Source organism: Rhodanobacter koreensis, from assembly GCF_054782855.1.
Genome location: NZ_BAAGRR010000002.1, coordinates 358498 through 382726 on the forward strand (window position 1 = coordinate 358498; position 24229 = coordinate 382726).

Genomic DNA, 24229 nt, shown 5'->3' on the forward strand with positions numbered 1-24229 from the left:
CGTTGCCGCATGACTAGTTACTTGCATTATGCAAGTAATCGCGTTAGCGTCGCCATACACTTGCAAAATGCAAGTTACTAAAGGAGATCATCCATGTCTGCCACAGTTCTTCCGCGTCCAGCCGAGTCGCAGCCCGCGGGCGGCGGCATTCGTCCGGGCATCATCCTGGTTCTGGCCGTATGGTTCGCGCTCATCGTGTCACTCGGTACATCCGGCGCCTTCGTCGGACGCCCCGGGCACCCGCCTGTAGCCATTGCCATCGGGGTCGGCGCGCCCTTGTTGCTGTTTTTTGCATGGCTACGGTTTTCGTCGTCGTTCCGCGATTTCGTTCTTTCGCTCGATCTGCGCTTGATCGCGGGGATGCAGGCGTGGCGATGGGCGGGTCTGGGCTTCCTGTCCCTGTATGCGCATAACGTGCTGCCGGCCATGTTCGCCCTGCCGGCTGGCCTCGGTGACATGGCCGTTGGTTTCGCGGCCCCGTGGATGATCCTCTCCCTCGTGCACCGCCCTGATTTCGCCGCCAGTCCCGCATTCGTCCGCTGGAATGTGCTGGGCATGCTCGATCTCGTTGTGGCAATAACCCTTGGAACCTTGAGTGCCACCCTGTCCACGGGAGCCCCCGGGGAGATCACGACCGCTCCGATGGCAACGCTGCCGCTGCTGGTGATCCCGGCATTCCTTGTGCCGCTCTTCCTCATGTTGCACGTTGCGGCACTCATGCAGAGTCGGCGAATCGTGCGCAGTCGAGGCGCGTAGATGCGGCGCAAGACAGCACGCTGTCGCCAATGGCGGCAGCGTGCCGAGTCACTCGGGTCAGTGCGTTGCTCCGCCGCTGCGCACTGAAGCAATGGGTACGACGAGGCCAATGTGCATGGGACGCATCGAGCACTGCCCAATGCCTTGTCGACCTGATCCATGATTTCGTCGGCGATGTGGTGATTGCCGCATGAAGGGTTGCGAGGTGGTGCGCCGCGACATGGAACCTTCCATGGCGCCACCGGGATCGCCTGTCGCGAGCCCGGCGGGCATTTCGTCACTATTCGCGCAGTTCGGTCGCTGAGCCGCGGCTCAGCGGATGCCGACGCCCACGCCAACACCAAAGTGGATGTTGTTGCGCCCCTTTTCCATTTCCGCGGGCGTCCAGACGTGCGACTGCTCCGCAACGACCAGCGGGAACACGTAGTCGGCCTCGCCGACCTTGCCGGCGCGACTGCCGTTGAGTTTGCCGCTGACTGTCATCAGCGCACCCGGCGGGTAGCTGAGCGGTTCCACGTAGCCGGGCATCACCGCGATGAAGCGGCCATTGCCGCTGTCATTCGCCTTCGGTCGCTGCGAGGAGTCCAGCGGATAGGCCAGCAATTCGACTTCGCTGTGGTCGGCGAAATTCTGTACCTGCACGATGCGGCCACCCCAGATCACCGCATTGCCGGAATAACGTTCGGGTGACTGCGCCACCTGGGACGGCACGGCGACGGTGGCGTTCGGTACGTTCTGGTAGATCGGCGCCGGTGCACAGGCGACCAGGGCGAGCGCAAGCAGCGGAGCGGACAGGTGGCGAAGGGAGCGGGCAGTGGCGGACATGATCAGACTCCAGTGGATTGCTTCTGCGAGAGCGGAGTATGTGAACGAAAGGGGGCGTTGATAGTTCCCTACGCTACAACAAGCCGTGCCGGCAGGTGATTGGCGATACCCGAAGCGGAATGCGTGGTGGCTCGACAATCTGCATTGTTGCCGACATCCGGCGTACTCAAACCCCCGTCATTCCGGCGAAGGCCGGAATCGCAATTGATCTTGCAAGAGGCTAGATGGGTGACCAGGTTCGTTGTAGGTAAAGCGATTCCGGCCTTCGCCGGAATGACGAGATTGGGGAGGGCTTTGTATGGCCATCAGTGCTTGCGCGCAGGGCCGCTGCACAACGTTGCTTGCGCTGCTGTCAGCGCTTGCGCGTCGGACCGCCGCGCAACAGTGGTCGTGCCGCTGCCAGGCGCGATGGCGGCAACGGGCTGGGCGCAGGCGGTTCGGCGCCTTCCTGCAGCAGCCAGTCCAGTTTCCATTCCGCTGGGCGCTCCTGCGACAGCAAGCTGGCCAGCGCGCGCAGCGGTTCGCGCAGCACGTCGTCGAGGTTCCAGGGCGCGTTGAGGATCACCATGCCGGAGCCGTTGAGTCGCAGCGGTGAATCGTCCGGGTGCACCAGCAGTTCGGCACGCAGCACGCGCTTCGCACCGCTGCGCTGCAGGCCGCGCAGGAAGGGCTGCACCTGGCTGCGCAGCTTGATCGGATACCACACAGCGTAGACACCGGTGGGCCAGCGCAGCAACGCTTCCTTCAGGGCTTTCTCGATCTGCTTGTATTCGGCTTCCTGCGCTTCGTACGGTGGGTCGATCAGTACCAGGCCGCGCTTTTCCTTCGGCGGCACCAGCGCCTTCAGCGCCTCGTAGCCATCGCGCTGGTGCACATGCATGCGCGGGTCGCAATGCAGCAGTTCGCGCAGCTTGGCGGCTTCATCCGTGTGCAGCTCGCACAACTGCGCGCTGTCGTCCGGGCGCAGCAGGCGAGCGACCTGCAACGGCGAGCCGGGGTAGTGTTTCAGGCCCTGCTCGTTGCCCTCGCCGGAGAGGATCAGATTGCGCCAGCGTTGCAGCAACGGCGGCACCTTTTCGGCCGGATGCAGGCGCGTGATGCCGTCCTTGTGCTCGCCGGTCTTCTTTGCCTCGAAACCGTCCAGTGCATAGTTGCCACTGCCGGCATGCGTGTCGATGTAGCAGAACGGGGTCGGCTTGGCCTGCATCGCCTCGATCAGCGCGAGCAGCACGGTGTGCTTCAGGACATCGGCGAAGTTGCCGGCGTGGTAGGCGTGGCGGTAATTCATGGAGGTCACGGCGGGCAGGATGGCCAAGTATAGACGGGCGGGTGTCTGCTTCCCGTTGCATGGCTTCCGTGGCCAGTGGAAGCCCGATGGATGCAGGTCCAGAGTTGAGGCAGGGCAACGCAGCACCTAAGCTGTGGCGATGCCACGCACACTTCGCCATCTCGTACGCTTGCCGCACCTGCGGGTGCTGGCATGGCTGGCGTGGCTGATGCTGGCGTTGGCACCGGTGCATGCGGCGCCAGGCGGGATGCCGGGCATGGTGCCTGTCGTCGACCACGGCGTGCATCTGGCGCAGATGTCCGATCAGATGCATCACGCCATGCCCACCAAGGCTGAATGTTGCGACGGTCAGGACCATGCTGGCCACGCCATGACGAATGCCTGTCACTGCGCGGCGACGTGCGGCACGGTGTTGCCGGTGATGGCGATGCCACTCCTTTCTGCCGTGTCACCTGCTGTCTTGCATATCGCCTCACTTCCAGTGACCGCGCCCAAGCTCGCGCACGTGCCACCACTACGACCTCCACTGCACCAGGTCTTCGAACTGACCTGATCCGTCGCGTGCCCCGGCCATGGCCGTTTGCTGCCGTGCGGCGGTGGCCATGACCGACTCCGGCCATGCCGGAGCACGCTGTATGGAGCTGCACCATGAAACCTGTTCATCCCTCGGCAGACACGTTGCCGAGCTACTCCCGCCGCCGTTTTGTGCAGGGTCTGGCGCTGGGCGGCGCCTTTGCCGGCATCGGACTGTGGCGGTCATCGCCCGTCTGGGCGCTGACCAGCGCCGGCCAGCCGACTGTGCCGGGCGGCACCGATTTTTCCCTCGATGTGATCGAGGCCCCGGTGAACTACACCGGCACGCCACGGCTCGCCACCACGGTGAACGGCAGCGTGCCGGGACCGGTGCTGCGCATGCGCCAGGGCTCGACCGTCACGCTGCGCGTCACCAACCGGATGCGCGTGCCCACCTCGATCCACTGGCACGGCATCGTGCTGCCGTTCCAGATGGACGGCGTGCCAGGGATCAGCTTTCCCGGCATCGCACCGGGCGAGACCTTCGTCTACCGGTTCACCCTGCGCCAGTCCGGCACCTACTGGTATCACTCGCACTCGGGCTTCCAGGAGCAGACCGGTCTCTATGGCGCGCTGGTGGTCGAGCCGGACGGCCCCGAGCGTCATCCCACCGATCGCGACTACGTGGTGATGCTCAACGACTGGACCGATGAGAACCCCGAACACATCTACGCGAAGCTGAAGAAGCAGAGCGACTACTACAACCGGGCGCAGCCCACCGTAGGCGATTTCATGCGCGACGTGCGTCGCGAGGGACTCTCGCCGGCGCTGGCACAGCGGCGCATGTGGAACGCGATGCGCATGAATCCGACCGACCTGAGCGACGTGTCGGGTAGCACCTATACCTATCTGATGAACGGCGCCGCGCCGGCCGGCAACTGGACCGGGATATTCCGCGCCGGCGAAAAGATCCGCCTTCGCTTCATCAATGGCTCGGCGGCGACGATCTTCGACGTGCGCATTCCGGGCCTGAAGATGACCGTGATCAGTGCCGATGGCCAGGACGTGGAACCGGTGGCGGTCGACGAATTCCGCATCGCGGTCGCGGAAACCTATGACGTCATCGTGGAGCCGCAGGACGAACGTGCCTACACGCTGTTCGCGCAATCGATCGACCGCAGCGGCTACGCGCGCGGCACCCTGGCGCCGCGGCCGGGCATGGAGGCTGCGGTGCCAGCGCTGGATGCACGCGTCTGGCTCGGCATGCAGGACATGATGGGCGACATGGGTGGCGCGCACGTGTCGCACGACATGGCCGGCATGGATCACGGCGATATGAGCCAGGGTGACATGGCGGGCATGGCTGGCATGGACATGGGCGCGCCACCGGCGGTGCACCATGCGCGCACGGAAGTCGGCCCTGCTGTCGACATGCGCGTGGACACGCCGCGCACGAATCTCGACGACCCCGGCGTGGGTCTGCGCGACAACGGGCGGCGCGTGCTGACCTATGCCGACCTGCATACGATCGGCGGGCAGATCGATACGCGCGAACCCGGTCGCGAGATCGAGCTGCACCTGACCGGCAACATGGAGCGCTACATGTGGTCGTTCGACGGGGTGAAGTTCTCCGATGCCAAACCCGTGCATTTCAACACCGGCGAGCGGCTGCGCATCGTGCTGGTCAACGACACCATGATGAATCACCCGATCCACCTGCACGGCATGTGGAGCGAGCTGGAGGATGCCGACGGTGCGTTCCAGGTGCGCAAGCACACCATCAATGTGCAGCCGGCGCAGCGCATCAGTTATGCGGTGACTGCCAACGCGCCGGGACGCTGGGCATATCACTGCCACATGCTCTATCACATGGAGGCGGGCATGATGCGCGAGGTGGTGGTGTCATGAACATGCGCAGTCAGACATTCACTTCTCTGCGCTGGCGTCGCCTCCTGCTGGCAGCCAGCCTGTCGCTGGCCTGGCCGCTGGCCGCGGCCGCGCAAAGTACCGACACGCCGGTGAATCCGCTGATGCCGATGGATCAGATGGCCATGCCGGGCATGAGTCATGACACGAAGCCGGAGGCAGAGCACGACACGAAGCCGGTGACGGAGCATGCGACGATGCCGGGCATGGATCACGGCAACACCACCTCGGCAAAAGATACGCGCAGCCCGGATTATTCCGATGGCATCGGCCGCGACAACATGCCGGGCATGGATATGCTCGACCACCAGCCGCTGGGCATGCTGAAGATCGATCAACTCGAGCTCACCGATGGCCGTTACACCACCGGCCAGGCGTGGGACGTGGAGGGCTGGTACGGCAACGACAGCGACAAGCTGTGGCTGCGCAGTGAGGGTGATGCCGATCATGGCCGCATCGAGGAGGGCCAGGTCGAGGCGCTATGGAGTCATGCCGTCGCCGCGTTCTGGAGCACCCAGCTCGGTGTGCGACAGGATGTGGGCGAAGGTCCGCATCGCCAATGGGCTGCATTCGGCATCCAGGGGCTGGCGCCGTACTGGTTCGAGCTGGAAGTGACCGGCTACCTGGGGCCATCCGGCCGCACCGCCGCACGCTTCCGCGTGGAGTACGAGTTGCTGTTCACGCAGCGGCTGATCCTGCAGCCGGAGTTCGAGCTCAACCTCTACGGCAGCGACAATCCGGCCAGCCGTGTCGGCAGCGGTCTCTCCGATACCCGGCTGGGCCTGCGCCTGCGCTACGAAGTCAACCGGCAGTTCGCACCCTACATCGGCATCGTGTGGATCCAGCGCCATGGCGCGACAGCGGATTACGCACGGCTGGCTGGCCAGCCGTCGTTGGACCGGCAGTTCGTTGCCGGCGTGCACATCTGGTTCTGAGGACAGTCCATGAAACACTTCACCACCATCATCACGACCGCGGCGGCCATGGCTGTCATCGGCATCGTCGGAGTCGGCGCGTTCGTCTATTCCGGCATCTACAACATCGGGGCCGACGATCACCATACCCGGCCGGTCTATGCGTTGATGCAGACATTGCGCGAGCGTTCGATCGAATCGCACTCGAAGGACCTCGCGCTGCCGAACCTCGACGATCCGCAGCTGATCCTCAAAGGGGCCGGCCAGTACGCGGCGATGTGCACGGGCTGCCATCTGGCACCGGGCATGGCCAATTCCGAGATCCGGCCGGGGTTGTATCCGCAACCGCCCGAGCTGTCGAAGTTCAGATCCGATCCGCGCGTAGCGTTCTGGGTGATCAAGCACGGCATCAAGATGAGTGCGATGCCGGCATGGGGCTCCAGTCACGACGATGCCACCATCTGGAGCATGGTGGCGTTCCTGCAAAAGCTGCCGGGTCTCTCGCCGGCGCAATACAAGGACATCGTGGCCAGGGCGCCGCCGGACGAGGATATGGACGAAGCCAGCGGCCACGGCGATGCAGATGGGGCGGCGGACATGCCGGGCATGCAGATGTCCGCCAAACCAGCCGTCAAGGACTCCACTCGCGATGCCACCACCGATGACAGGCACACGCAGCATGGCCACTGAAATGATCCTGCAGAGCACGTTGACCTGTCCGCATTGCGGCCACCAGGTCACCGAAACGATGCCGACCAACGCCTGCCAGTTCTTTTATGACTGCGCAGGGTGTGGCGAACTGCTGCGGCCCAAACCCGGTGACTGCTGCGTGTTCTGCTCGTACGGCAGCGTGCCGTGCCCGCCGGTGCAGCAACAGAAACCCTGCTGCCGCTAGTCGCCCTCAGGAATGCCGGTGACGGTGGTGGATATCCGGGTAATGCGGGTGGCTGTGCACGACCGGTTCGTGCACGTGCGGATGCGTGTGGGGTTCCTTGCCGTCCCACGGGAAATCGTGGGTGTGCTGATGATGCTCGTCGTGGCGGTGGCGGTGGTCGTGGGCCAGCGCTTCGTGCGCATGCTCGTGGGCATGGCGCTCGCTGACGTGCAGCCATACGCCCAGCGCCATCAGCGCACCGGCCAGCCAGAACGTGATGTCCGGATGTTCGGCGACCAGCAATAGCGACAAGCCGGCGCCGACAAAGGGTGCGGTGGAGAAGTACGCCCCGGTGCGGGCCGTACCGAGGCCGCGCAAGGCGAGTACGAACAGCACCAGGCTCAAGCCGTAGCTGACGAAGCCGAGCAAGCCTGTGGCCAGCAGGGGCAATACGTCGGGAAAGTGGTGACCCATGACAAGTGCCGCGGTGATGTTGATGGCGCCGGCCGCTCCGCCCTTGATCGCGGCGACCTGTACCGGGTCGCCGCCGGACACCGGTCGCGTCAGATTGTTGTCGAGCGCCCAGCACAGGCAGGCGCCGCCAATGGCCAGCGCGCCCCATGGAACTTCGCCGCCGCTCTGGCCCTGCCAGGAAAGCAGCACACTACCGGCGACAATCGCCAGCATGCCGAGGAACACCCGGCGGTCCACGTTCTCGCGAAACACCACCCAGGCGAGCACGGCGGTCAAGACGCTCTCCAGGTTCAGCAGCAGGGAGGAGGTCGACGCCGGTGTCTTCGCCAGTCCCAGCATCAGCAGGATCGGACCGAGCACGCCGCCGAACAACACCGAGCCAGCCAGCCATGGCACGTCCCGGCGCACCAGCGGCGCTTCGACAGCGGCCTTTCGGCGCACTTTCCGTTGCAGCATCCACAGCGACAGGCCCAGCCCCGAGCCGGCATACAGCAGGCCGGCCAGCAGGAGGGGTGGAATCGTGCCCACCAGCGTCTTGGCCAGCGGCGTGCTCAGGTCGAACAATGCCGCCGCGGCCAGCGCCTGCAGAATGCTGCGGGTGTGATCGTGGTTCGGTTTCATCATCGGCTCATGGCGGGAGTGACCGTGAATCAGGGCGTGCGGCCATGCTGCCGCAGGCGAGGCATGGTCGCATGCCGACACGCAGTTTGTGCCATCCAGCACTTGGCTTAGTAGGCGACGGTGATGCGCTGTCGCAGCGCGTCGTGCTTCTCGATGCGATCGAGCAGGGCGACTGCGTAGTCGGGAACGGTGATGCGGCTGACGCCGTCGGCATCGACCAGCAACCGGTCGCCACCGACGCGATATTTCCCGCTGCGTTCCCCGTCCTCGATCAGGGCAGCCGGGCTGATATAGGTCCAGTCCACGTCGGCCTGGCTGGCGCGGAATACGTCCAGTGCCTGGCCCTGTGCCTTTGCCTCCGGTTTCCAGGCACCGGGGAAATGCGGGTCGTCGATGACCTTGACCCCCGGCGCCACTTCCAGCGAGCCGGCACCGCCGACCCACAGCAGGCGCTTCACGCCGGCCTTCGGCAGGTTGTCCAGCAGCACATCGGCATTGGCAGGCACGTTGTCAGGATTGCCGTCGCGGCGTGCGGACAGGCTGGCCACCACCGCATCCACGCCGCGCACGGCGTCGATCCAGCCGGCGGGCTGGGCGACGTCGCCGGTGACGACCTTCAGCTTGTCGTTGCGCTGGGCGAGGCGGCTCGGGTCGCGTACGACGGCGATCACTTCGTAACCGCGCGACAGCGCTTCATGGAGGATGCCCTGGCCGAGATGGCCGGTGGCGCCGAACAGTGCGATTTTCATGGGTGGCTCCGGTAGGTACCGCGTGGTGGACAGTCAGCGGCTGATAAGGCAAAGCATGCGCGTCACGATTGGTTTGATAAACCGCCCAATGCATAATTCACTGTAAATCCATAGTTGACAGTGGTGAGCCTGTGGCCAACGAAGTCAATCTCAACCGGCTGACCGTGTTCGTGGCGCTGGTGCGCGCCGGCTCGTTCACCGCGGCGGCCGAGCAACTGGGGTTGACCAAGGCGATGGTCAGCCAGCATCTGGCCCGGCTGGAACAGGAGCTGGGTACCACGCTGCTGCTGCGCAGTACCCGGCGCATGTCGTTGACCGAGGCCGGCACGGTCTTCCATGCCGATTGCGTGCGCCTGCTCGCCGATGCCGAAGCGGCGATCGTGCGCGTGGGCGGCAATCGCGATACGCCCAGCGGGACCTTGCGCCTCACCACCTCGACCGACTACGGCATGGCGGTGGTGGCACCGGCACTGGCGAGTTTCTGCCAGCTGCATCCACAGGTGCAGGCCGACCTGGTGATCGGCGACCGGATCAACGACCTGATCGCCGAGCGCTTCGACCTGGCGATACGCGTGGGCTGGCTGCGCGACTCCAGCCTGCATGCCACCCGTCTGGGCAGTTTCCGCCAGATGGTGGTGGCCACGCCGACGTATCTCGCCACCCACGGTACGCCACGCCGCCCGGAGCAGCTGGCGACGCACGGCTGGATTGCGATGTCGGTGCTGGCCACACCGCTGCGCTGGACCTTCGTGAGCAGTGGTGGCGCCCGGCGTACGGTGCGCATGAAGCCGGTGGCCCAGGCCAACAACGCTGCCGCAGTGCGCGCGATGGTGCTGGCCGGTGCCGGCGTGGCCGTGCTGCCGGATTACCTTGCCGAAGAGGACATCCGTGCCGGTCGGCTGGTGGTGCTGCTGGCACAGTACCGGTTGCCCGAAGGCGGTATCCACGCGGTCTATCCGGGACGGCAGGCGCCGGCGAAGGTGCGCAGGTTCATCGAGCATCTGCGCGAGCGACTTGCCGGCACGTGAGTCATTCGATCGTGTTCAGTCGACGATACTGTGGCTTTCGGTGGTGCCGAGCAGTTCGGGCTGCTTCGTATCGCGCTGCGCACGATTCAACAGCGGGTGCATGAACACCGCGGCCAGGATCACGGCCACGCCGGCGTAGAACCAGTGATCCAGTTCGTGCTGTTCGCCAAGCAGCACGATCGCCAGCACGATCGCGTAGACCGGTTCAAGATTGGTCACCATTTGTGTACCGAACGCGCTCATGTGGCGCAGCGCCACTAGGGCCAGCGTGAACGGCAACAAAGTGCAGCCGAACGACAGCGCGAGCAGCAGCAGTGCATCGTGCAGATCCGGCAGCACGAAGGCCGGGCCGGTGTGCGGCAGCAGCGGCGCCAACGCGGTGAGGAAGATCGTGCCGGTGCCCAGTTCGATGCAGGTCACCGTAAGCGGATCGCCGTGTTCGACCAGCCGCTTGTTGAGCGAGCCGAACAGCGCCACGAACAGTGCCGACAGCACGCCGACCGCGATACCCAGACGCATGCCGTGCGGCACGCCGCCGACCACCATCATCACGCCCGGTACCACGGCCACGCCGATCATCAGCTCGCGTGGATCGAACTTGCGTTTGGCGATCCACGGTTCGATGAAGGCCAGGAACACCGGCCCCAGCGCGATGCAGGTGGCACCAACCGAGGCATTCGACAGCTTGATCGCCGCATAGAAACTCAGCCAGTGCAGCGACACCAGTACGCCAATGCCGGCATAGGCCCAGATCAGTCGGGCCGGCATCGCGCGCAAGCCACGCCAGACCTTCGGCATCAGCAACAGCGCGGCCACCACCAGCAGCATGCGCCACCACACCAGCGGCAACGCCGGCAGCGTGATCAACTTGCCGAGAATTGCGGTGAAGCCCCACAGCAACACGCAGAAATGAATCTGCAGACGGGCCTGGTTGACGGGTTGCATGGGGACTTCGCACGAGAGGGGAGTCGGCATTCTAGCGCCCGCACTGCCGCCCGATGCGCCACCATCAGTACGTACTTTCAGTACACGCAATCGGTCTACGGGTTCTTTGCCGCTTTGAGTGTCGGCATCAATCGTCCCGAGCTGCGCAGCTGCTGCAGCACGACGCTGCAGGTGTTGTCCGCATGGTTGTCGTGACTCGGGGCCACCAGTGCGAGCAGGGCGGCGGCCGGGGCGGCGACCACACCCAGCGCGACGGCACCGGCACCGCGTATCAGCAGCGGCCCTTTCTGCACGCCGACGTCGGGGTTCTTCAGCGTGCCCTTGACGTAGAGCGGCGAGCGCAGCGAGAAGATGCGGATGCCCTTGGTGTGAGGGACGACATCGAGATTGAGCTGTTCACTGGCCATGTTTGCGGTGCCACTGACATTGATGGTGGCATCCTCCGTATCGAACACGAACAGTCGTGCATTGAACAGACCATCGGTAGCCTGCAGATCCGACGCGGCACAATTGATCTTTACCGTCTTGTCGCCGAACAGCTTGCCGATGATGATATTGCCGACGTTGAGGCCAGCGGTCTCCAGCAGCGTCTTGCTGATCGCGCCGTCGTTCATCAGCAGTTTCAGCTCGCCATTGGCATGGCCCAGCAGGGCGGCCACCGAGTTGCCGCGCACGGCGAGATCCGCGTTGCCATTGATCTCGCCGAAACTGGTCTGCATGGGCGCGAACTCAGGGAACAGCTGCTTGAGCTTGAGGTGGCGCGCGTCCAGCCTCAGCGTACCCTGCATCGGCGACTTGCCGCCATCCAGACGGATATGACTGCTGACCGTGCCGCTGGCCAGACCGAAATTCAACGGATCAAGCTGCAACAGCCCATTGCTCATGATCAGGTGGGTGCTCAATGACTGGATCGGCAGGCTCGGGCCATGCACGATGCTGGCGGCGCTGAAGCTCACGTCGGCATCCATCGCCTGCCAGCGATCGGTACGGAACGGTTCGACCGGCAGCACCTTGTCGGCGGGTTGCGCGGTGGCATCGCCGCGGTGCTGTTTTTCGGTATTCGAATCGGCTCCGATCAATGGCGCGAGATCCGCAAATTGCAGCAGCTGCGATTTCACCGTGCCGCTCAGCTTGGGTCGTGCGCCGCCGCTGGTGTAATCGAGATCACCAGCCAGATCGCTGCCACCGACACGGCCGCGAAAGTGTTGATAGCTGAAATGACTGCCGCTGCGGTGAAGTTCGGCCTTGAGGCGCCCCTCGGTGGCATAGGGCGGTGTATCCGGTAGCGTGACGCCAATGATCGGGTACAGCTTGGCCATGCTGGAGCCGGAGAACCACAGTTTGAGATCGAGTGCCGCCAGATGCGTCGGATCGGTCAGCGTGCCGACCAGGGCGATATGGCTGTCGCCGATGTGCAACCGGGCCTGTACCGGAAACGGCTGGCCGTTCTGCTGCAAGGCCAGCACGGCGCCGATCCTGCCACTGCCGTTGGCCGGTACGCCTTGATACGTGCCATCGGCCTTCCAGGCGAACTGGTAGCTGGTCTTGCTGGAAATGGCGCTGTTTGCGTTGTCCGTGTCGTTATTTTCAGCCCGGGCCACTGCCTTGCTTGCGGCCGTACCCGCCGTCTTGCCGGCCTGCGCACGCGCATCGGCCGATTCCTGCGCCACGATCTGGTCATACGGGATAGCCTGCTGCAACGGTTCGATCCCGATCTGGAGCTTGATCCTGCTGGCTGCATCGTTCAGAGCGATCTGGCCGCGATCGAAACCGATGGCATCGAGATCGAGCGTCCACGCTGACGGCGCGTTGCTGTCCGGCAGGTTGAAGTCCCACGTGGCCTGTCCCTGCTTGTTGCGTTCGAGGTCGATGCTCGGCTGGATCAGTTGCAGAGACGGAATGCTGATGCGGTGGGTGAGCAGATCCAGTGGTGACAGACGAAAGCGCAGCCCATCCAGATGTGCGAATTGCGGCTGGCTGGCCCAGGAGGGATTGGCAATCTGGATATCGCGTGCCGTGAATGCGGGCCAGGGCACGAGTGCGGCCAGCCCGCCTTCGGTCGGCTCACGCTGCCACGCCACACTCAGATCGCCATTGATGGCGAACGGGCGGCCGATGGCCTGACTCACTTTTTCGTTGAGGTAGGGCTTGAGCCGGTTCCAGTCGAAGGTGGCGATGACGACCACCACGACGACCATCAGCACCAGCAGTACACCCACGGTCCAGCTCAATACCTTGCGGCTGCGTTTCATCGGTTGCTTCCCGCGCGACGCCCTGCAACAGCGAGCTCTTGCCCGTACTGATAGCGTAGCCAATGGCAAGGTTATGTATGGAAGCCTGCGGAAGACTCAGCAGGGATTCATGCACAAGGCCTCACGCCGCAACGCGGTCTCGCCGGCGACGACCGATGCGATACACCGCGGCTGGCGGCAGATTGAACAAGACGCTGCCGATGCGCACAGCCTCGAGATCCAGGCGTTCCAGCAGGCGTCGCGGCAACGGGCAGCGCGGGCCGTAGGTGAACTGGTAGAAAGCCCCGTTGGCGTGCAGTTGCCGTTCGAACACGCCCTGGATGATCGCCGCGACCTGGTTTGCCGGCATCGACAGCAACGGCAGCCCGCTGATCACCGCGCTGGCACGCTCGTCGCCGAACAGCGGAAGCGCTTCACCCAGTCGCGCGGCATCCATGCTCAATACATGTGCACCGGGATAGCGATGTGCCAGGGCGTTCGCAAAGACCGGGTCGGCCTCGATCAGCGCCAGGCGATGGGTTGGTATGCCGCGGGCGAGCAGGGCGCGGGTGAACACGCCGGTACCAGGCCCCAGCTCGATCACCGGACCATCGAGATGGTTGATGTGCGTCGTCATCAGCCGTGCGAGCGAGGGTCCTGACGGTGTCAGTGCGCCGATGCTGCGTGGAGCCCGCATCCATGCGCGCAAAAAGGTCAGGGTATCGTTCAACGGCATCATGGCTTCCGCTTGGACGGGCAATAGGTGTGCGTGCAGGCGCGTGCGCAGAGCCACAAGTTAACCGACAAGGCTGAACAGAATGTTCTCATGGTGCGGTTGATGACCGCCATGTTGCCCATCAGGGTGTGGCGGGCGCCGTGGTTTTGGCCGTGCGTACCGGCACGTCGATACTGCACAGGTCGACCTTGCCGGCTGGCACGGCATAGAACGCGTCACGGCGGTTGCGCTTCGCTTCGATCAGGGCGGTGAACGTGGCGCTGTCGGTACGCAACACCTCCAGCGAAGGACGTTGTGCCGGCGGCAGATCGGCGGCCAGTTGCACGGACTGGATCGTGGTTCGCTGCGCGGGCGTGGCATAGAAGCCCATCGGGCCAGTGCCACGCGGCAGGCCGGACAGCAGCGGCATGCCTTCCAGCACCCGGCCGACCACGGCCAGATTGCGATCCAGCCGGCGCGGCGCCTGGCCGATCACCGCATACAGCGCGCTGCCGTTGCCGGTTTCCGGGCCGTTGTCGCGTCCGACACCGATCATGCCGTAGCAATGGGCAAGCCATTCCTGCCCACTGACCGGATCGCGAGCCACAGGAAAGCCCTCGGAGAAGCCGACCTGGGGTGCATAGACATCACCGTCGGGCAGTGCGGTCCACGGCAGTTTCGGATCGATCGGGCGAGTGAATTCCGGCGGCAACGTGGTTTTGGCGTTGCCGAGCGAGCGGATTTTTTTCGGGTCACCGCCGTCGTCGCCTGCCGGGTCGTCCCACTGGGTCACGAAGTTGTCCTGCACTCGCACGATCGCCAGGCCGTCGAAGTAGTGCTGGCGCACCAGGGTGCGGATATTCGCCGCATGCAGTGGTGTGAAGTCCGGCGCCAGCTCGATCAATACGCGGCCGGTGGGCAGCTGCATGATCAGCAGATTGTCCGGATCAGGCCGGCGCCATTCGGCGCGATTGGACCTGGCCAGCAGCTCCTGCGTGGTCGGTGTCGGTTTTCCCTGCTCGGCAAGCGTGGGCAATGCGAGCAGGCTGGTGGCGACGGCGAGGGCGGCAACGAGATGGCGGCGTAGCATGGGTTCCCCTTCGAGTGACTGATCGGCAGATAGGGCAACTTAGCAGAGCACGGGCCGGCATGACGTCTGGAAGCGGGCAACTCCGTACCGGAGACTCGATTGATCATGCAACTCTGCCCGGAATTCATCGACGGCGCCGGGCGCGACAGGTTGAACCGATTGCTTTGCGTTCACCGTTTCCGCAGTGTTGCCGGCATTCAATCCAGACTCGATACGGACCCCGTTTTCTTGCATGGAATCTGCCGTCGCGGCTGATGCGAGGGTTAACATCACGATGTCAGGCATCAAATCCAGATGACGATCCGGTACGAAACCCAGAAACGCAGCAAGGCAGACCGGTTTGCGCATCGATTGAACGAGACGCTGTCGGAGCGCATATGCGCATCCTTCTGATCGAAGACGACGAAATGATAGGTGTCGACCTGGCCAGAGTCATTGGCGAGGCGGGATATTCCGTGGACTGGGTGCAGGACGGGATTGCCGGTCAAATCGCCCTCGCCGACGGCAATTACGTGGCGGTGCTGCTGGATCTCGGATTGCCACGGCGCTCTGGCCTGGAGGTCCTGCAGGCGGCGCGCGCTCGTGGCGATCGCACACCTGTCCTGGTATTGACCGCACGAGACAGCCTGGACGATCGGGTCGCGGGACTCGATGTGGGGGCCGACGACTACATCGTCAAACCATTCCAGCCCCGTGAACTGCTGGCCCGCCTGCGCGCGGCGATCAGGCGCCGCGATGGGCACGCGCAATCGCTGGTCGGTACCGAGGCATTGCAGATCGATCTGGCTACCCGCGAGGCTTCGTGTCGCGGCGTCCGCGAGCCGCTTTCGGCCCGCGAGTTCGCCCTGCTGCATGCTTTGCTGGAACAGCCAGGTGCCATCCTGTCGCGTGAACAACTGGAACAACGCATCTATGGGTGGAACGAGGTCGTCAGCAGCAATACCGTGGAGGTGATCATTCACGGGCTGAGGAAGCGTTTTGGTGCGGACATTATCCGCAACGTGCGGGGACTGGGATGGCGAGTGCCGAAGGTGGTCGGGTGACTTCGCTGCGACGGCAACTGCTGGCCTGGCTGATTCCACCGTATCTCCTGGTGGCGGCGGTCTGGCTCGGAGTCAGTTACCACCAATACGAGATCAATATCAGCGCGTTCATGGACGGCCAGATGCATGCACTGGCGAACACCTATGCCCATCAATCGCCCGTTCTGGCCGAACGATCTGCGGTACGACCGCTTGACGAACAACACGTTCAGCACGACGGCACCCCGATCGTGCAGCTCTGGAAGGATGACGGACGGCTGCTGGTCAGCTCCTGGTCGATACCTTCGCTGGCACTGCAGCCCAGCGAGGGTTTTCATGCCGTTGACGCCGAGGGTCGGCACTGGCGCGTCTATACGGTGTTGTCGTCCCCGACCCGGGTGCAGATCGTGCAGAGCAATGATTTCCGCCAGCGGGTGATACTCGACTCGGCCCGGAAATCGGTAGAGCCCTTCGCGTTGCTCATTCCTCTTTCCATGCTGCTGGTATGGGTTGCAACACTTCTTGCACTGCGCCCGATCGACCAACTGGTGCGTGCCATCGTGCAGCAGGATGAGCGCAGTCTTGCAGAACTGCCGCTCGGCAAGGTTCCACGAGAGCTGATGCCGCTGGTCGTCTCCATCAACGGTTTGTTGAAGCGGCTACGGGATGCGTTCGCCGCCAGGCAGCGCTTCGTGCAGGATGCGGCGCACGAGCTCCGCACCCCTCTGACCGCGCTCACACTGCAGGCGGAAGGCTTGCGCCGCAAGTTGGGCAATCCAGTGGGAGACACGGAACTCGCGCGGCTCGATGCCGGCATCGAGCGAATGCACAGGTTGGTGGCACAACTGCTGAAGCTTGCGCGACAGGAAGCCGCGCAACCGATCGACGGAAGCACGGCGGTCGACCTTCAGCAACTCGTCAAAGAATCCATCGGCAGTCTGATCCCGCTGGCCGAGCAGCGCGACATCGATCTTGGCCTCAAGGGCACGGTGCAAGCGGTTGTCAGGGGCGATGCCAACGACTTGCGCAGCGTGTTCGACAATCTGTTGGACAACGCGCTGCGCTACACACCGGCAGACGGGAGCGTTGATGTCACGCTGCGTCACGACGGTGGTGAGGTGACCATCGAGTTCGCCGATACCGGCCCCGGTATTCCGCCCGAATTGCTCGAACAGGTGTTCGAGCGCTTTTACCGGGTGCTTGGCACCGGCGCCCAGGGCAGCGGTCTCGGACTCGCCATCGCACAGTCTGCCGCCGAACGTGGTGGCTTCCACATCGAGCTTCGGAATCGCCATGACCGGACAGGCCTGATTGCTCGCGTGCGCTTTCCGCAGGCCAGCTTAAGTCTCATCTAAGTATCGCTGGTTAGCCTCTGCCCGGTGAATCCCGGATAGACGAGGCTGCGCTGATGAAAGTTTCATGGCTTGCAATGGTTCTGTCACTGGGCCTTGCCGCAACGACATCGGTCGCGGCGGAAACAGACCAGGGCTTCGTCGCCGGAGCCGATCATGTGCACATCCACTATCTGCAATCGGGTCCGGCAGATGCGCGGCATACGCTGCTGCTCATCCCCGGCTGGAGGATCAGCGCTGCCATCTGGTCGAAACAGCTCGGCTACTTTTCCAGGCATCAATACCGTGTCATCGCGATGGACTCGCGCTCACAGGGCTCCTCCAGCGTGGTGCAGACGGGCAATGCACCGGAAGACCGCGCCGGGGATATCCAGCAGGTCATTTCCGGATTGCATCTGGCTCACGTGATCTTGATCGGCTGGTCGCAGGGTGCGCAGGATGTGGCCGCCTACGTGAATCGATTCGGCACCGGCGCGGTGGATGGCCTGGCGCTGATCGACAGTCCGGTCAGTGCGGGTCCGGACGATGTAACCGGGAACCCGGGATTCATCAAGATCATCTTGGCAGGCATCGCGTCTTACGCCAGAGATTCCCGCGGTTATTCCGATGGCATGATGCACGCCATCATCAGTACGCCTACCACCCGGGAAACCTATGCGCAGCTGGATGACGAGTCCCTGAAGACGCCGACCGATATCGGCATCTCCATGCTGGTCCAGGACCTGTTCACCACCGATCGTCGACCGACCCTGAAGAAATTCGACAAGCCGACACTGGTGGTCGCATCCGCCAAGAGTCCGCTGCTCGAGGCGCAGCGACACATGGCTGCCGTATTGCCCGAAGGGCAGTTCATCGCGGTCGATCACGCCTCCCACGCGGTGTTTTTCGATCAGCCCGACGAGTTCGATCATCGGCTTGCGGCATTTGTCGCATCACTCGTTGCCGGCAATGGCGCGCCCGCGCCATAGGAACAGACATGATCCGTGCAATCCCATCAAAATACGATGCCGTGACTCTGTGGCTGCATGGTGCACTCGCCATCGGAATCATTGCCCAATTATCGCTGAGCTCGGTGATGCATGTCCCTGCCGGCCCGGGCCTGGGTGTACGCGACTGGCATCGCGAAGCTTTCGAGATTCACGCCCGCACGGGACTTGCGGTCGCTGTCATCTGTGTCCTGCATTGGTTGTGGCTTTGCGCCCCCTTTTCGCGTCCAGGAGTCAGCGGTCTGTTCCCTTGGATCCGGCGTGACAAGCGGCCTCTGCTGTATCAGGAATTCAAGGATTTTCTGCACCTGCGATCTCCCTCGACTCGTCGACCAAGCTTCCTGGCGGGCACGGTGCACGGGCTTGGCCTGCTCGCGGTGAGTGGCAGCGTGGCGGGTGGCATCATCAATTATTTCGGCTACTTCGTGGGAGCGCCTATCCCACGCTTCGTGCTGCATGGGGTATCTCTCAGCCACATCGTCTTCGGTTACCTGTTATGGGTTTTCATGACCGGTCACGTGCTCATGGCTCTGCGGCACTGGATTGCCGATGGCTTGAATCGGACCCGGCCTTTGTCGTGACCGTCTACGAAGGCCACGTCGCGACGCGCATTTTTCGGTGGACGGGACGCTGCTGCAGGCCCGGGTGACGTTGTCATGCTCATGCCTGGGCATGACATCAAATTCTGTGCGCGGCTGGTAAAAACAGGTGCTTGGCTAATGAGCCCAGCCAAGCCAACTGAAGCCAATGCTTGTACAACTGGTACATGCATTGGTGGCATGCCCAAACCCTCGGACAGCCGCTCGCATGACTTCATGCCTATAGACTAGTGTGAACTTCACACTATGATTCACTGCAAGCTATGCAGCAGTGCGGGTGGGTCGTGGACGACGGCGTCGGTCAGCTGAAGAAATTCCAGAAGGAGCTCTCCGCCGGCACCGTGTCGCTGGTGCTGCTCGCAGTCCTGGGTCAGTCGCGTCAACCGATGTACGGCTACCAGATCGCCAAGCGGCTTGAGGAGGTGGGCGAGGGCGTGCTGGCCGGCAAGCAGAGCGCGCTTTATCCCGTCTTGCGCAATCTGGAAGGGGCCGGTTTGCTGGCCAGCGAAGTCGAACCATCGGTCAGCGGGCCGCCGCGACGCTATTACCGCATCACCAAACCGGGGCGCGAGGTATTGCGCGAGTGGGTGGCGGCCTGGACCGCCACCCGCGATTCCGTCGACAACGTCTTGCAAGGAGGGGTGTAATGAACGCACCACGCACGATCAATGAATACCTGGAACAACTGCGCACCGCCTTGCGTGGCGCTGATCCCGCCTTGATCCAGGATGCGCTGTACGACGCCGAGGAACATCTGCGCGCGGAACTGGCCGAACAGCCGGATCGTGACGAGGCGAGCATGCTCGAACACGTCGTCGGCAGTTACGGTGCGCCGGATGAAGTGGCGGATATCTACCGCGACCAGGAAATCAGGATCCAGCGTGCGATCCGGCCGCCGCCGCCGCCGCAACGGCGTTCGACACTTGGGCGCTTCTTCGGCGTGGCGGCCGATCCACATACCTACGGAGCGCTGTTCTACCTGTTGCTGGCGCTGGTGACCGGCATCTTCTATTTCACCTGGGCGGTGACGGGTCTGTCGCTGTCGGCCGGTCTGTCGATCCTGATCATCGGTATCCCGTTCTTCCTGTTGTTCCTTGGCAGCGTACGCGGGCTGTCGTTGCTGGAAGGGCGCATCGTCGAAACCATGCTGGGCGTGCGCATGCCGCGCCGGCCACCGTATCCGTCGCAGCAGGGGCAGCCGCTGCTGAAACGCATCGGCGCGATGTTCACCGACGGCCGTACCTGGGGCACGCTGTTCTACATGCTGTTGATGTTGCCGCTGGGCATCATCTACTTCACGATTGCCGTGACGCTGTTGAGCGTGTCGCTGGCCTTCATCGGTTCGCCCTTCGTCAAGGCCTTCGGCTTCGACGTGATCAACATGAACGTCGATGGCTTCAGTTACTACGGTCCGGGCTGGGCCGGCACCATCGCGCTATGCCTAGTCGGCATCGTGCTGCTGTTTGCCACCTTGCATCTGGTGCGCGGCATCGGCCGCCTGCATGGGCAGATCGCCAAGCATCTGCTGGTGCCTGGTAACGCAACGTAGGCCAAGCGGAGACATTGAACAGGTTCTTGCGGCTTTGCTCCCGCGCAGCCGGCACCAGGCACTGGGGCGGCGTGCAGCTGATGTTCCTAGTGCGGCTCGCCGCGCGGGCAGACGCGGCAAACGTATGCATTCCGCGACGCCGCCTGCGAGTTGACGCTGGAAGCTTATTCGACGGCGGCATGCACTGGGAGCCGGTGATGCAGGGCAGGTATCGGCGCGTGGCGTAGCCATCGTGGCCATGGCGGTTGACCCCGCCCGCTGCGCTTCCTACGCTGCCCCGGCGCGCCTGTGCGCGTTCATCGGGGAACACCATGCGCTTTCGTCGCTCCTGGCTTCCGGTCCTCCTGCTGGCGTCGCTGACGGCTACTGCCGCCGACACACCGATCCAGGGCTTCCCGCCCACGCTTGCCCCCGCCGACCTGGTATTGCGCGATGCCAGCATCGCCACGCTCGATCCGCTGCAGCCGCACGCGCAGGCGCTGGCGGTGAAGGACGGCAAGATCGCCGCGCTGGGCAGCGACGAAGCGATCGCGCGCTACATCGGCCCGCATACGAAGGTGCTGGATCTGCACGGCGCCTTCGTCACGCCCGGTTTCATCGAAGGTCACGGCCACCTGCTGGACACCGGCGATTCGCTGACGCAACTCAATGCGGGCACGGCACCGAACTGGGATGCCGTCGTGGCGATGGTGAAGGCCGCGGTGGCCAAGGCCAAGCCCGGCGAATGGATCGTCGGCCAGGGCTGGCAGCAGAGCAAATGGGACAAGGTGCCGCAGCCCAACATCGACGGCCTGCCGCTGCCGGCCAGCCTCGACGCGGTGTCGCCGAACAACCCCGTGCTGCTCGCGCACACCAGCGGCCACGCGATCTACGCGAACGCCATGGCACTGAAGCTCGCCGGCATCGGCCACGACACGCCCGACCCGGTCGGCGGCAGCATCGTGCGCGATGCCCAGGGCAACGCCATCGGCGCGCTGCGCGATACCGCGGGCGACGCGGTGTACGCCGCCTACAACCGTTACCTCGCGGGCTTGCCGCCACAGGAGCTGGCCGCACGCAAGGGGCAGTCGCTGAAGCTCGCCATGCAGAACGAGGTGAGCAAGGGCATCACCGGTTTCGTCGACATGGGCCAGGACTTCCAGACCATCGACTGGCTCAAGCAGCAGGCGGCCAAGGGTTTCCCGCTGCGCCTGTACGTCAACATTGGCGTCGAGGACGTCGCCAGCCTCGACAAGAATCTCGCCAGGTACCGCACGGTAGGTTTCGCCGACGACCACTTCACCGTGCGCGGCGTGGGCGAGGATGTTTCCGACGGTGCGCTGGGTACGCACAGCGCGTGGTTCCTGCAGCCGTACAACGATGCGCCCGACATTACAGGCAAGAATGTCACGCCGATGGACAAGCTGGAGAAAATTGCGCGGATCGCCGCGCGCGACGGTTTCCAGGTGTCGATCCACGCGATCGGCGACCGCGCCAACCGCGAAGTGCTCGACATGTACCAGAAGATCTTCGACGAGGACCCGGCGGCGCATGCGCTGCGCTGGCGCATCGAGCACGCGCAGCACCTCGATCCCGCCGACATTCCGCGCTTCGCGCAACTCGGCGTGATCGCCTCGATGCAGTCCATCCATGCCTGCTCGGACGCGCCCTACGTGGTACCGTACCTGGGCGAGCAGCGCGCGAAGGAAGGTGCCTACGTGTGGCATACGCTGATCGAGAGCGGTGCGATGGTGCTGGACGGCAGCGACACGCCGGTGGAGGACACCAACCCCATCGCCGGCTTCTACTGCGCGGTGACGCGCGACAACGGTCGCGGCCAGCGCTTCTTCCCGGCCCAGGCCAAGACGCGGCTGCAGGCGTTGCGCTCCTATACCTGGGACAACGCCTATGCCGTGTTCGAAGACGAACGACTGGGTTCGCTCACTCCCGGCAAGCTCGCCGACATGGTGGTGTTCTCCGGCAACCTTCTGACCATCCCCGACGACCAGATCCTGCGCACGCGTGTGCTCTACACCGTCGTGGGCGGCCAGCTGGTGTACCAGCGGCCCGACGCCGCAGCGTGGCGCAGCGGGCAGCTGTTCAAGCCGATGCCGGAGTTCGACCACGTGAATTGAGAACCACGATGTACCTTGCTCGTGACGTCAACGCTCGAGTACCCCTTACCTGTAGTTGAGGTCCGGCGAAGCCAGCAGGAAGGTGTTCCATTCCTGCTGCGAATTCGCCTTGGTCAGCGCGCTGCGCGTGGCGACGGAGAGATGCGGTTCGATCGCGTCGTAGTAAAGCCGTGTGGTCAGCATCGGGAAGCCAGCTTCACGCGCGCTGCTGCCGGCCGGCGTGAACAGCTGGTTGTTGCCGGTGCCGATCGCGTTGGCGATGTCGAAGCGCTTTTCCATCTGACCCGAGCTGGACCAGCTCTGGCCGTCCAGTGGCCAGCCGTCGGGCGTGATGCGGCCGAACAGCGGCTCATCAAGCTGGTTCAGCCAGTAGACCAGGGGCAGGGCGTTGGCGAGCGGTTTGCCGTCGTAGGCCAGCCGCACCGACGACACCACGAACTGGGTCGGATCCTTGAATTTCCTTCCGGCACTGGCCACGATTTCCTGTGAATCGAACATCGTGCGCATCACCTTGGCGATATCGCCGTCGCTGTGCAGGAAGGTGCGGGCCATCTTGTCCACCAGCTTCTTCGACGGCTGGTCGGCCACGAAATATTCGGCAAGCTGCCGCGATATGAACTGCGCGCAGGCAGGCTGATGCACGATGATGTCGACCGCCTGATTCACCTCGTCGAAGCCGCTGCCATGGATGGTGTGGCCGAGAAAAGTCTTGTCGCTGAAATCGTGCCGCTGCGGATTGAACTGGAACAAGCCGTGATTGACGACCAGTGGCGCGAACTTCGGATTGAAACGCTGCGGCTTGCCATCGACCGGAGCGATGCCCACGCCGGTGAGGATCAGCGCCAGTTGCTGCACGTCCTGCTGGGTGTAGCCGGAGTTCACGCCCAGCGTGTGCAACTCCATCAGTTCGCGCGCATAGTTTTCGTTGACGTGACCTTTCGCGTTCTGTGCATTGTCGAGAAACTCCAGCATGGCTGGACTCTCCAGCGTGGCCATCAGCAGATCCTTGAATTTGCCCAGGGCATGTGGACGGATGCTGTTCTGCACGTAGTCGGCCAGCTCCCAGCGGATGCGCCCCTTGGCGGCGTAGACGCTGAAATGATTGAGCCAGAACCACACCAGCTGTTCCTTCAGCTGGTCGGGGCCGTATACCGCCTGCAGCAGTTCGGCCTGCTGCGCCTGTTGTCCCAACTGGTTGCCCTGCGACTGCAGCGCCTTGTTGGCGGCAACCTTGTCCGGGCCGTCGGGCAGCGCCTTGATGCGTTGCTGTTCGGCTTGCAGCGCCGCAAGCTGTTGCGCGATCGGTGTATGGATGCTTTCGAAGCTGCCGATCAGCGTGGCGATTTCGGGCGGCAGCTGGCCATCCACGCGATCGGCGAGTTGTACGTCCAGCAGACGTTCGCGACCTAGTTTGCGATATTGATCCACGCCGGCGGTGTCCAGGCCGAAGCCGTCACGGCGCAGCCAGGCAATATCGTCGCTTCCCAGGCTGGTGACGCCACGTGCGCTGGCCAGCAGGGGTATGAGCAGGAGCAGCCCGGCGACCATGCATTGTCGACATGTCGTCGTCATGTAGCGGGCGGCAACAGACATGGGGCGCATGCGAGATGTTCCGTCGGGCAGGGGGCGATGCGTGCAGTGTCGCGGCAAGCCGCTGT

At 63.9% G+C, this 24229-nt stretch carries 23 protein-coding genes and 1 pseudogene; 14 read left to right on the forward strand and 10 right to left on the reverse strand.

Annotated features, from left to right (window positions below):
* Positions 1-93 precede the first annotated feature (93 nt).
* A complete protein-coding gene (locus ACYVKM_RS07410) occupies positions 94-756 on the forward strand; it encodes a hypothetical protein (RefSeq protein WP_460876972.1) in 663 nt (220 codons plus the stop codon).
* A gap of 312 nt (positions 757-1068) precedes the next feature.
* Here ACYVKM_RS07410 and ACYVKM_RS07415 read toward each other — a convergent pair whose 3' ends face one another.
* Positions 1069-1581, reverse strand: coding sequence for a Slp family lipoprotein (locus ACYVKM_RS07415; protein WP_460876973.1), 513 nt, complete (start codon positions 1579-1581; stop codon positions 1069-1071).
* Between the two features lie 352 nt (positions 1582-1933).
* On the reverse strand, positions 1934-2869 hold the full coding sequence (locus tag ACYVKM_RS07420; protein ID WP_460876974.1) for a 23S rRNA (adenine(2030)-N(6))-methyltransferase RlmJ: 936 nt from the start codon (positions 2867-2869) through the stop codon (positions 1934-1936).
* A gap of 184 nt (positions 2870-3053) precedes the next feature.
* Here ACYVKM_RS07420 and ACYVKM_RS07425 point away from each other — a divergent pair, with 184 nt between their 5' ends.
* From ACYVKM_RS07425 to ACYVKM_RS07445, 5 genes and pseudogenes are all read left to right on the forward strand, one after another.
* Entirely contained in the window at positions 3054-3422 is a 369-nt protein-coding gene (locus ACYVKM_RS07425; protein WP_460876975.1) for a hypothetical protein, read from the forward strand.
* A 95-nt stretch (positions 3423-3517) separates the two neighbouring features.
* On the forward strand, positions 3518-5290 hold the full coding sequence (locus tag ACYVKM_RS07430; protein WP_460876976.1) for a copper resistance system multicopper oxidase: 1773 nt from the start codon (positions 3518-3520) through the stop codon (positions 5288-5290).
* Positions 5287-6243 (forward strand): copper resistance protein B, encoded by a 957-nt coding sequence (locus ACYVKM_RS07435; RefSeq protein ID WP_460876977.1) that lies wholly within the window; start codon positions 5287-5289, stop codon positions 6241-6243. Before ACYVKM_RS07430 ends, ACYVKM_RS07435 begins: the two co-directional genes overlap by 4 nt.
* 9 nt (positions 6244-6252) lie before the next feature.
* Positions 6253-6888: pseudogene (locus ACYVKM_RS07440) on the forward strand (c-type cytochrome); the annotation flags it as partial.
* A 13-nt stretch (positions 6889-6901) separates the two neighbouring features.
* On the forward strand, positions 6902-7117 hold the full coding sequence (locus ACYVKM_RS07445) for a GDCCVxC domain-containing (seleno)protein (RefSeq protein ID WP_460876978.1): 216 nt from the start codon (positions 6902-6904) through the stop codon (positions 7115-7117).
* 6 nt (positions 7118-7123) lie between these two features.
* On the opposite strand, the gene ACYVKM_RS07450 is transcribed toward ACYVKM_RS07445, so the two are convergent.
* Together ACYVKM_RS07450 and ACYVKM_RS07455 are read right to left on the reverse strand one after the other, a co-directional pair.
* Entirely contained in the window at positions 7124-8191 is a 1068-nt protein-coding gene (locus ACYVKM_RS07450; protein WP_460876979.1) for a DMT family transporter, read from the reverse strand.
* Positions 8192-8298: 107 nt separating this feature from the next.
* The gene (locus tag ACYVKM_RS07455) at positions 8299-8940 is read right to left on the reverse strand and encodes an NAD(P)-dependent oxidoreductase (RefSeq protein WP_460876980.1); all 642 of its coding nucleotides are present in this window, start codon (positions 8938-8940) and stop codon (positions 8299-8301) included.
* A gap of 131 nt (positions 8941-9071) precedes the next feature.
* Here ACYVKM_RS07455 and ACYVKM_RS07460 point away from each other — a divergent pair, with 131 nt between their 5' ends.
* Complete coding sequence (locus ACYVKM_RS07460) at positions 9072-9968, forward strand: LysR family transcriptional regulator (protein ID WP_460876981.1); 897 nt, start codon at positions 9072-9074, stop codon at positions 9966-9968.
* Positions 9969-9983: 15 nt separating this feature from the next.
* Here ACYVKM_RS07460 and ACYVKM_RS07465 read toward each other — a convergent pair whose 3' ends face one another.
* The 5 genes from ACYVKM_RS07465 to ACYVKM_RS07485 all read right to left on the reverse strand — a co-directional run bounded on the left by ACYVKM_RS07465 (position 9984) and on the right by ACYVKM_RS07485 (position 15297).
* The gene (locus ACYVKM_RS07465; protein WP_460876982.1) at positions 9984-10913 is read right to left on the reverse strand and encodes a DMT family transporter; all 930 of its coding nucleotides are present in this window, start codon (positions 10911-10913) and stop codon (positions 9984-9986) included.
* Positions 10914-11008: 95 nt separating this feature from the next.
* The gene (locus ACYVKM_RS07470; protein ID WP_460876983.1) at positions 11009-13165 is read right to left on the reverse strand and encodes an AsmA family protein; all 2157 of its coding nucleotides are present in this window, start codon (positions 13163-13165) and stop codon (positions 11009-11011) included.
* A 121-nt stretch (positions 13166-13286) separates the two neighbouring features.
* Complete coding sequence (locus ACYVKM_RS07475) at positions 13287-13880, reverse strand: class I SAM-dependent methyltransferase (protein WP_460876984.1); 594 nt, start codon at positions 13878-13880, stop codon at positions 13287-13289.
* A gap of 121 nt (positions 13881-14001) precedes the next feature.
* Positions 14002-14949, reverse strand: a complete 948-nt coding sequence (locus ACYVKM_RS07480) for a peptidylprolyl isomerase (RefSeq protein ID WP_460876985.1) — start codon at positions 14947-14949, stop codon at positions 14002-14004.
* 39 nt (positions 14950-14988) lie between these two features.
* Positions 14989-15297 (reverse strand): hypothetical protein, encoded by a 309-nt coding sequence (locus ACYVKM_RS07485; RefSeq protein ID WP_460876986.1) that lies wholly within the window; start codon positions 15295-15297, stop codon positions 14989-14991.
* Between the two features lie 29 nt (positions 15298-15326).
* Here ACYVKM_RS07485 and ACYVKM_RS07490 point away from each other — a divergent pair, with 29 nt between their 5' ends.
* The 7 genes from ACYVKM_RS07490 to ACYVKM_RS07520 all read left to right on the forward strand — a co-directional run bounded on the left by ACYVKM_RS07490 (position 15327) and on the right by ACYVKM_RS07520 (position 22571).
* On the forward strand, positions 15327-15992 hold the full coding sequence (locus ACYVKM_RS07490; protein ID WP_460876987.1) for a response regulator transcription factor: 666 nt from the start codon (positions 15327-15329) through the stop codon (positions 15990-15992).
* Between the two features lie 50 nt (positions 15993-16042).
* Entirely contained in the window at positions 16043-17326 is a 1284-nt protein-coding gene (locus ACYVKM_RS07495) for a sensor histidine kinase (protein ID WP_460876988.1), read from the forward strand.
* Between the two features lie 53 nt (positions 17327-17379).
* The gene (locus ACYVKM_RS07500) at positions 17380-18291 is read left to right on the forward strand and encodes an alpha/beta fold hydrolase (protein WP_460876989.1); all 912 of its coding nucleotides are present in this window, start codon (positions 17380-17382) and stop codon (positions 18289-18291) included.
* Positions 18292-18299: 8 nt separating this feature from the next.
* On the forward strand, positions 18300-18890 hold the full coding sequence (locus ACYVKM_RS07505; RefSeq protein WP_460876990.1) for a cytochrome b/b6 domain-containing protein: 591 nt from the start codon (positions 18300-18302) through the stop codon (positions 18888-18890).
* Positions 18891-19171: 281 nt separating this feature from the next.
* Positions 19172-19555 carry a PadR family transcriptional regulator gene (locus ACYVKM_RS07510; RefSeq protein ID WP_460876991.1) on the forward strand — a complete coding sequence of 128 codons (384 nt, stop codon included), beginning with the start codon at positions 19172-19174 and terminating at the stop codon, positions 19553-19555.
* Positions 19555-20457: a sensor domain-containing protein gene (locus ACYVKM_RS07515; protein ID WP_460876992.1), complete on the forward strand. Its 903-nt coding sequence runs from the start codon at positions 19555-19557 to the stop codon at positions 20455-20457. Before ACYVKM_RS07510 ends, ACYVKM_RS07515 begins: the two co-directional genes overlap by 1 nt.
* Positions 20458-20768: 311 nt before the next feature.
* Positions 20769-22571, forward strand: coding sequence for an amidohydrolase (locus ACYVKM_RS07520; RefSeq protein WP_460876993.1), 1803 nt, complete (start codon positions 20769-20771; stop codon positions 22569-22571).
* A 45-nt stretch (positions 22572-22616) separates the two neighbouring features.
* On the opposite strand, the gene ACYVKM_RS07525 is transcribed toward ACYVKM_RS07520, so the two are convergent.
* The gene (locus ACYVKM_RS07525) at positions 22617-24164 is read right to left on the reverse strand and encodes a DUF1800 domain-containing protein (RefSeq protein ID WP_460876994.1); all 1548 of its coding nucleotides are present in this window, start codon (positions 24162-24164) and stop codon (positions 22617-22619) included.
* Positions 24165-24229: the final 65 nt, after the last annotated feature.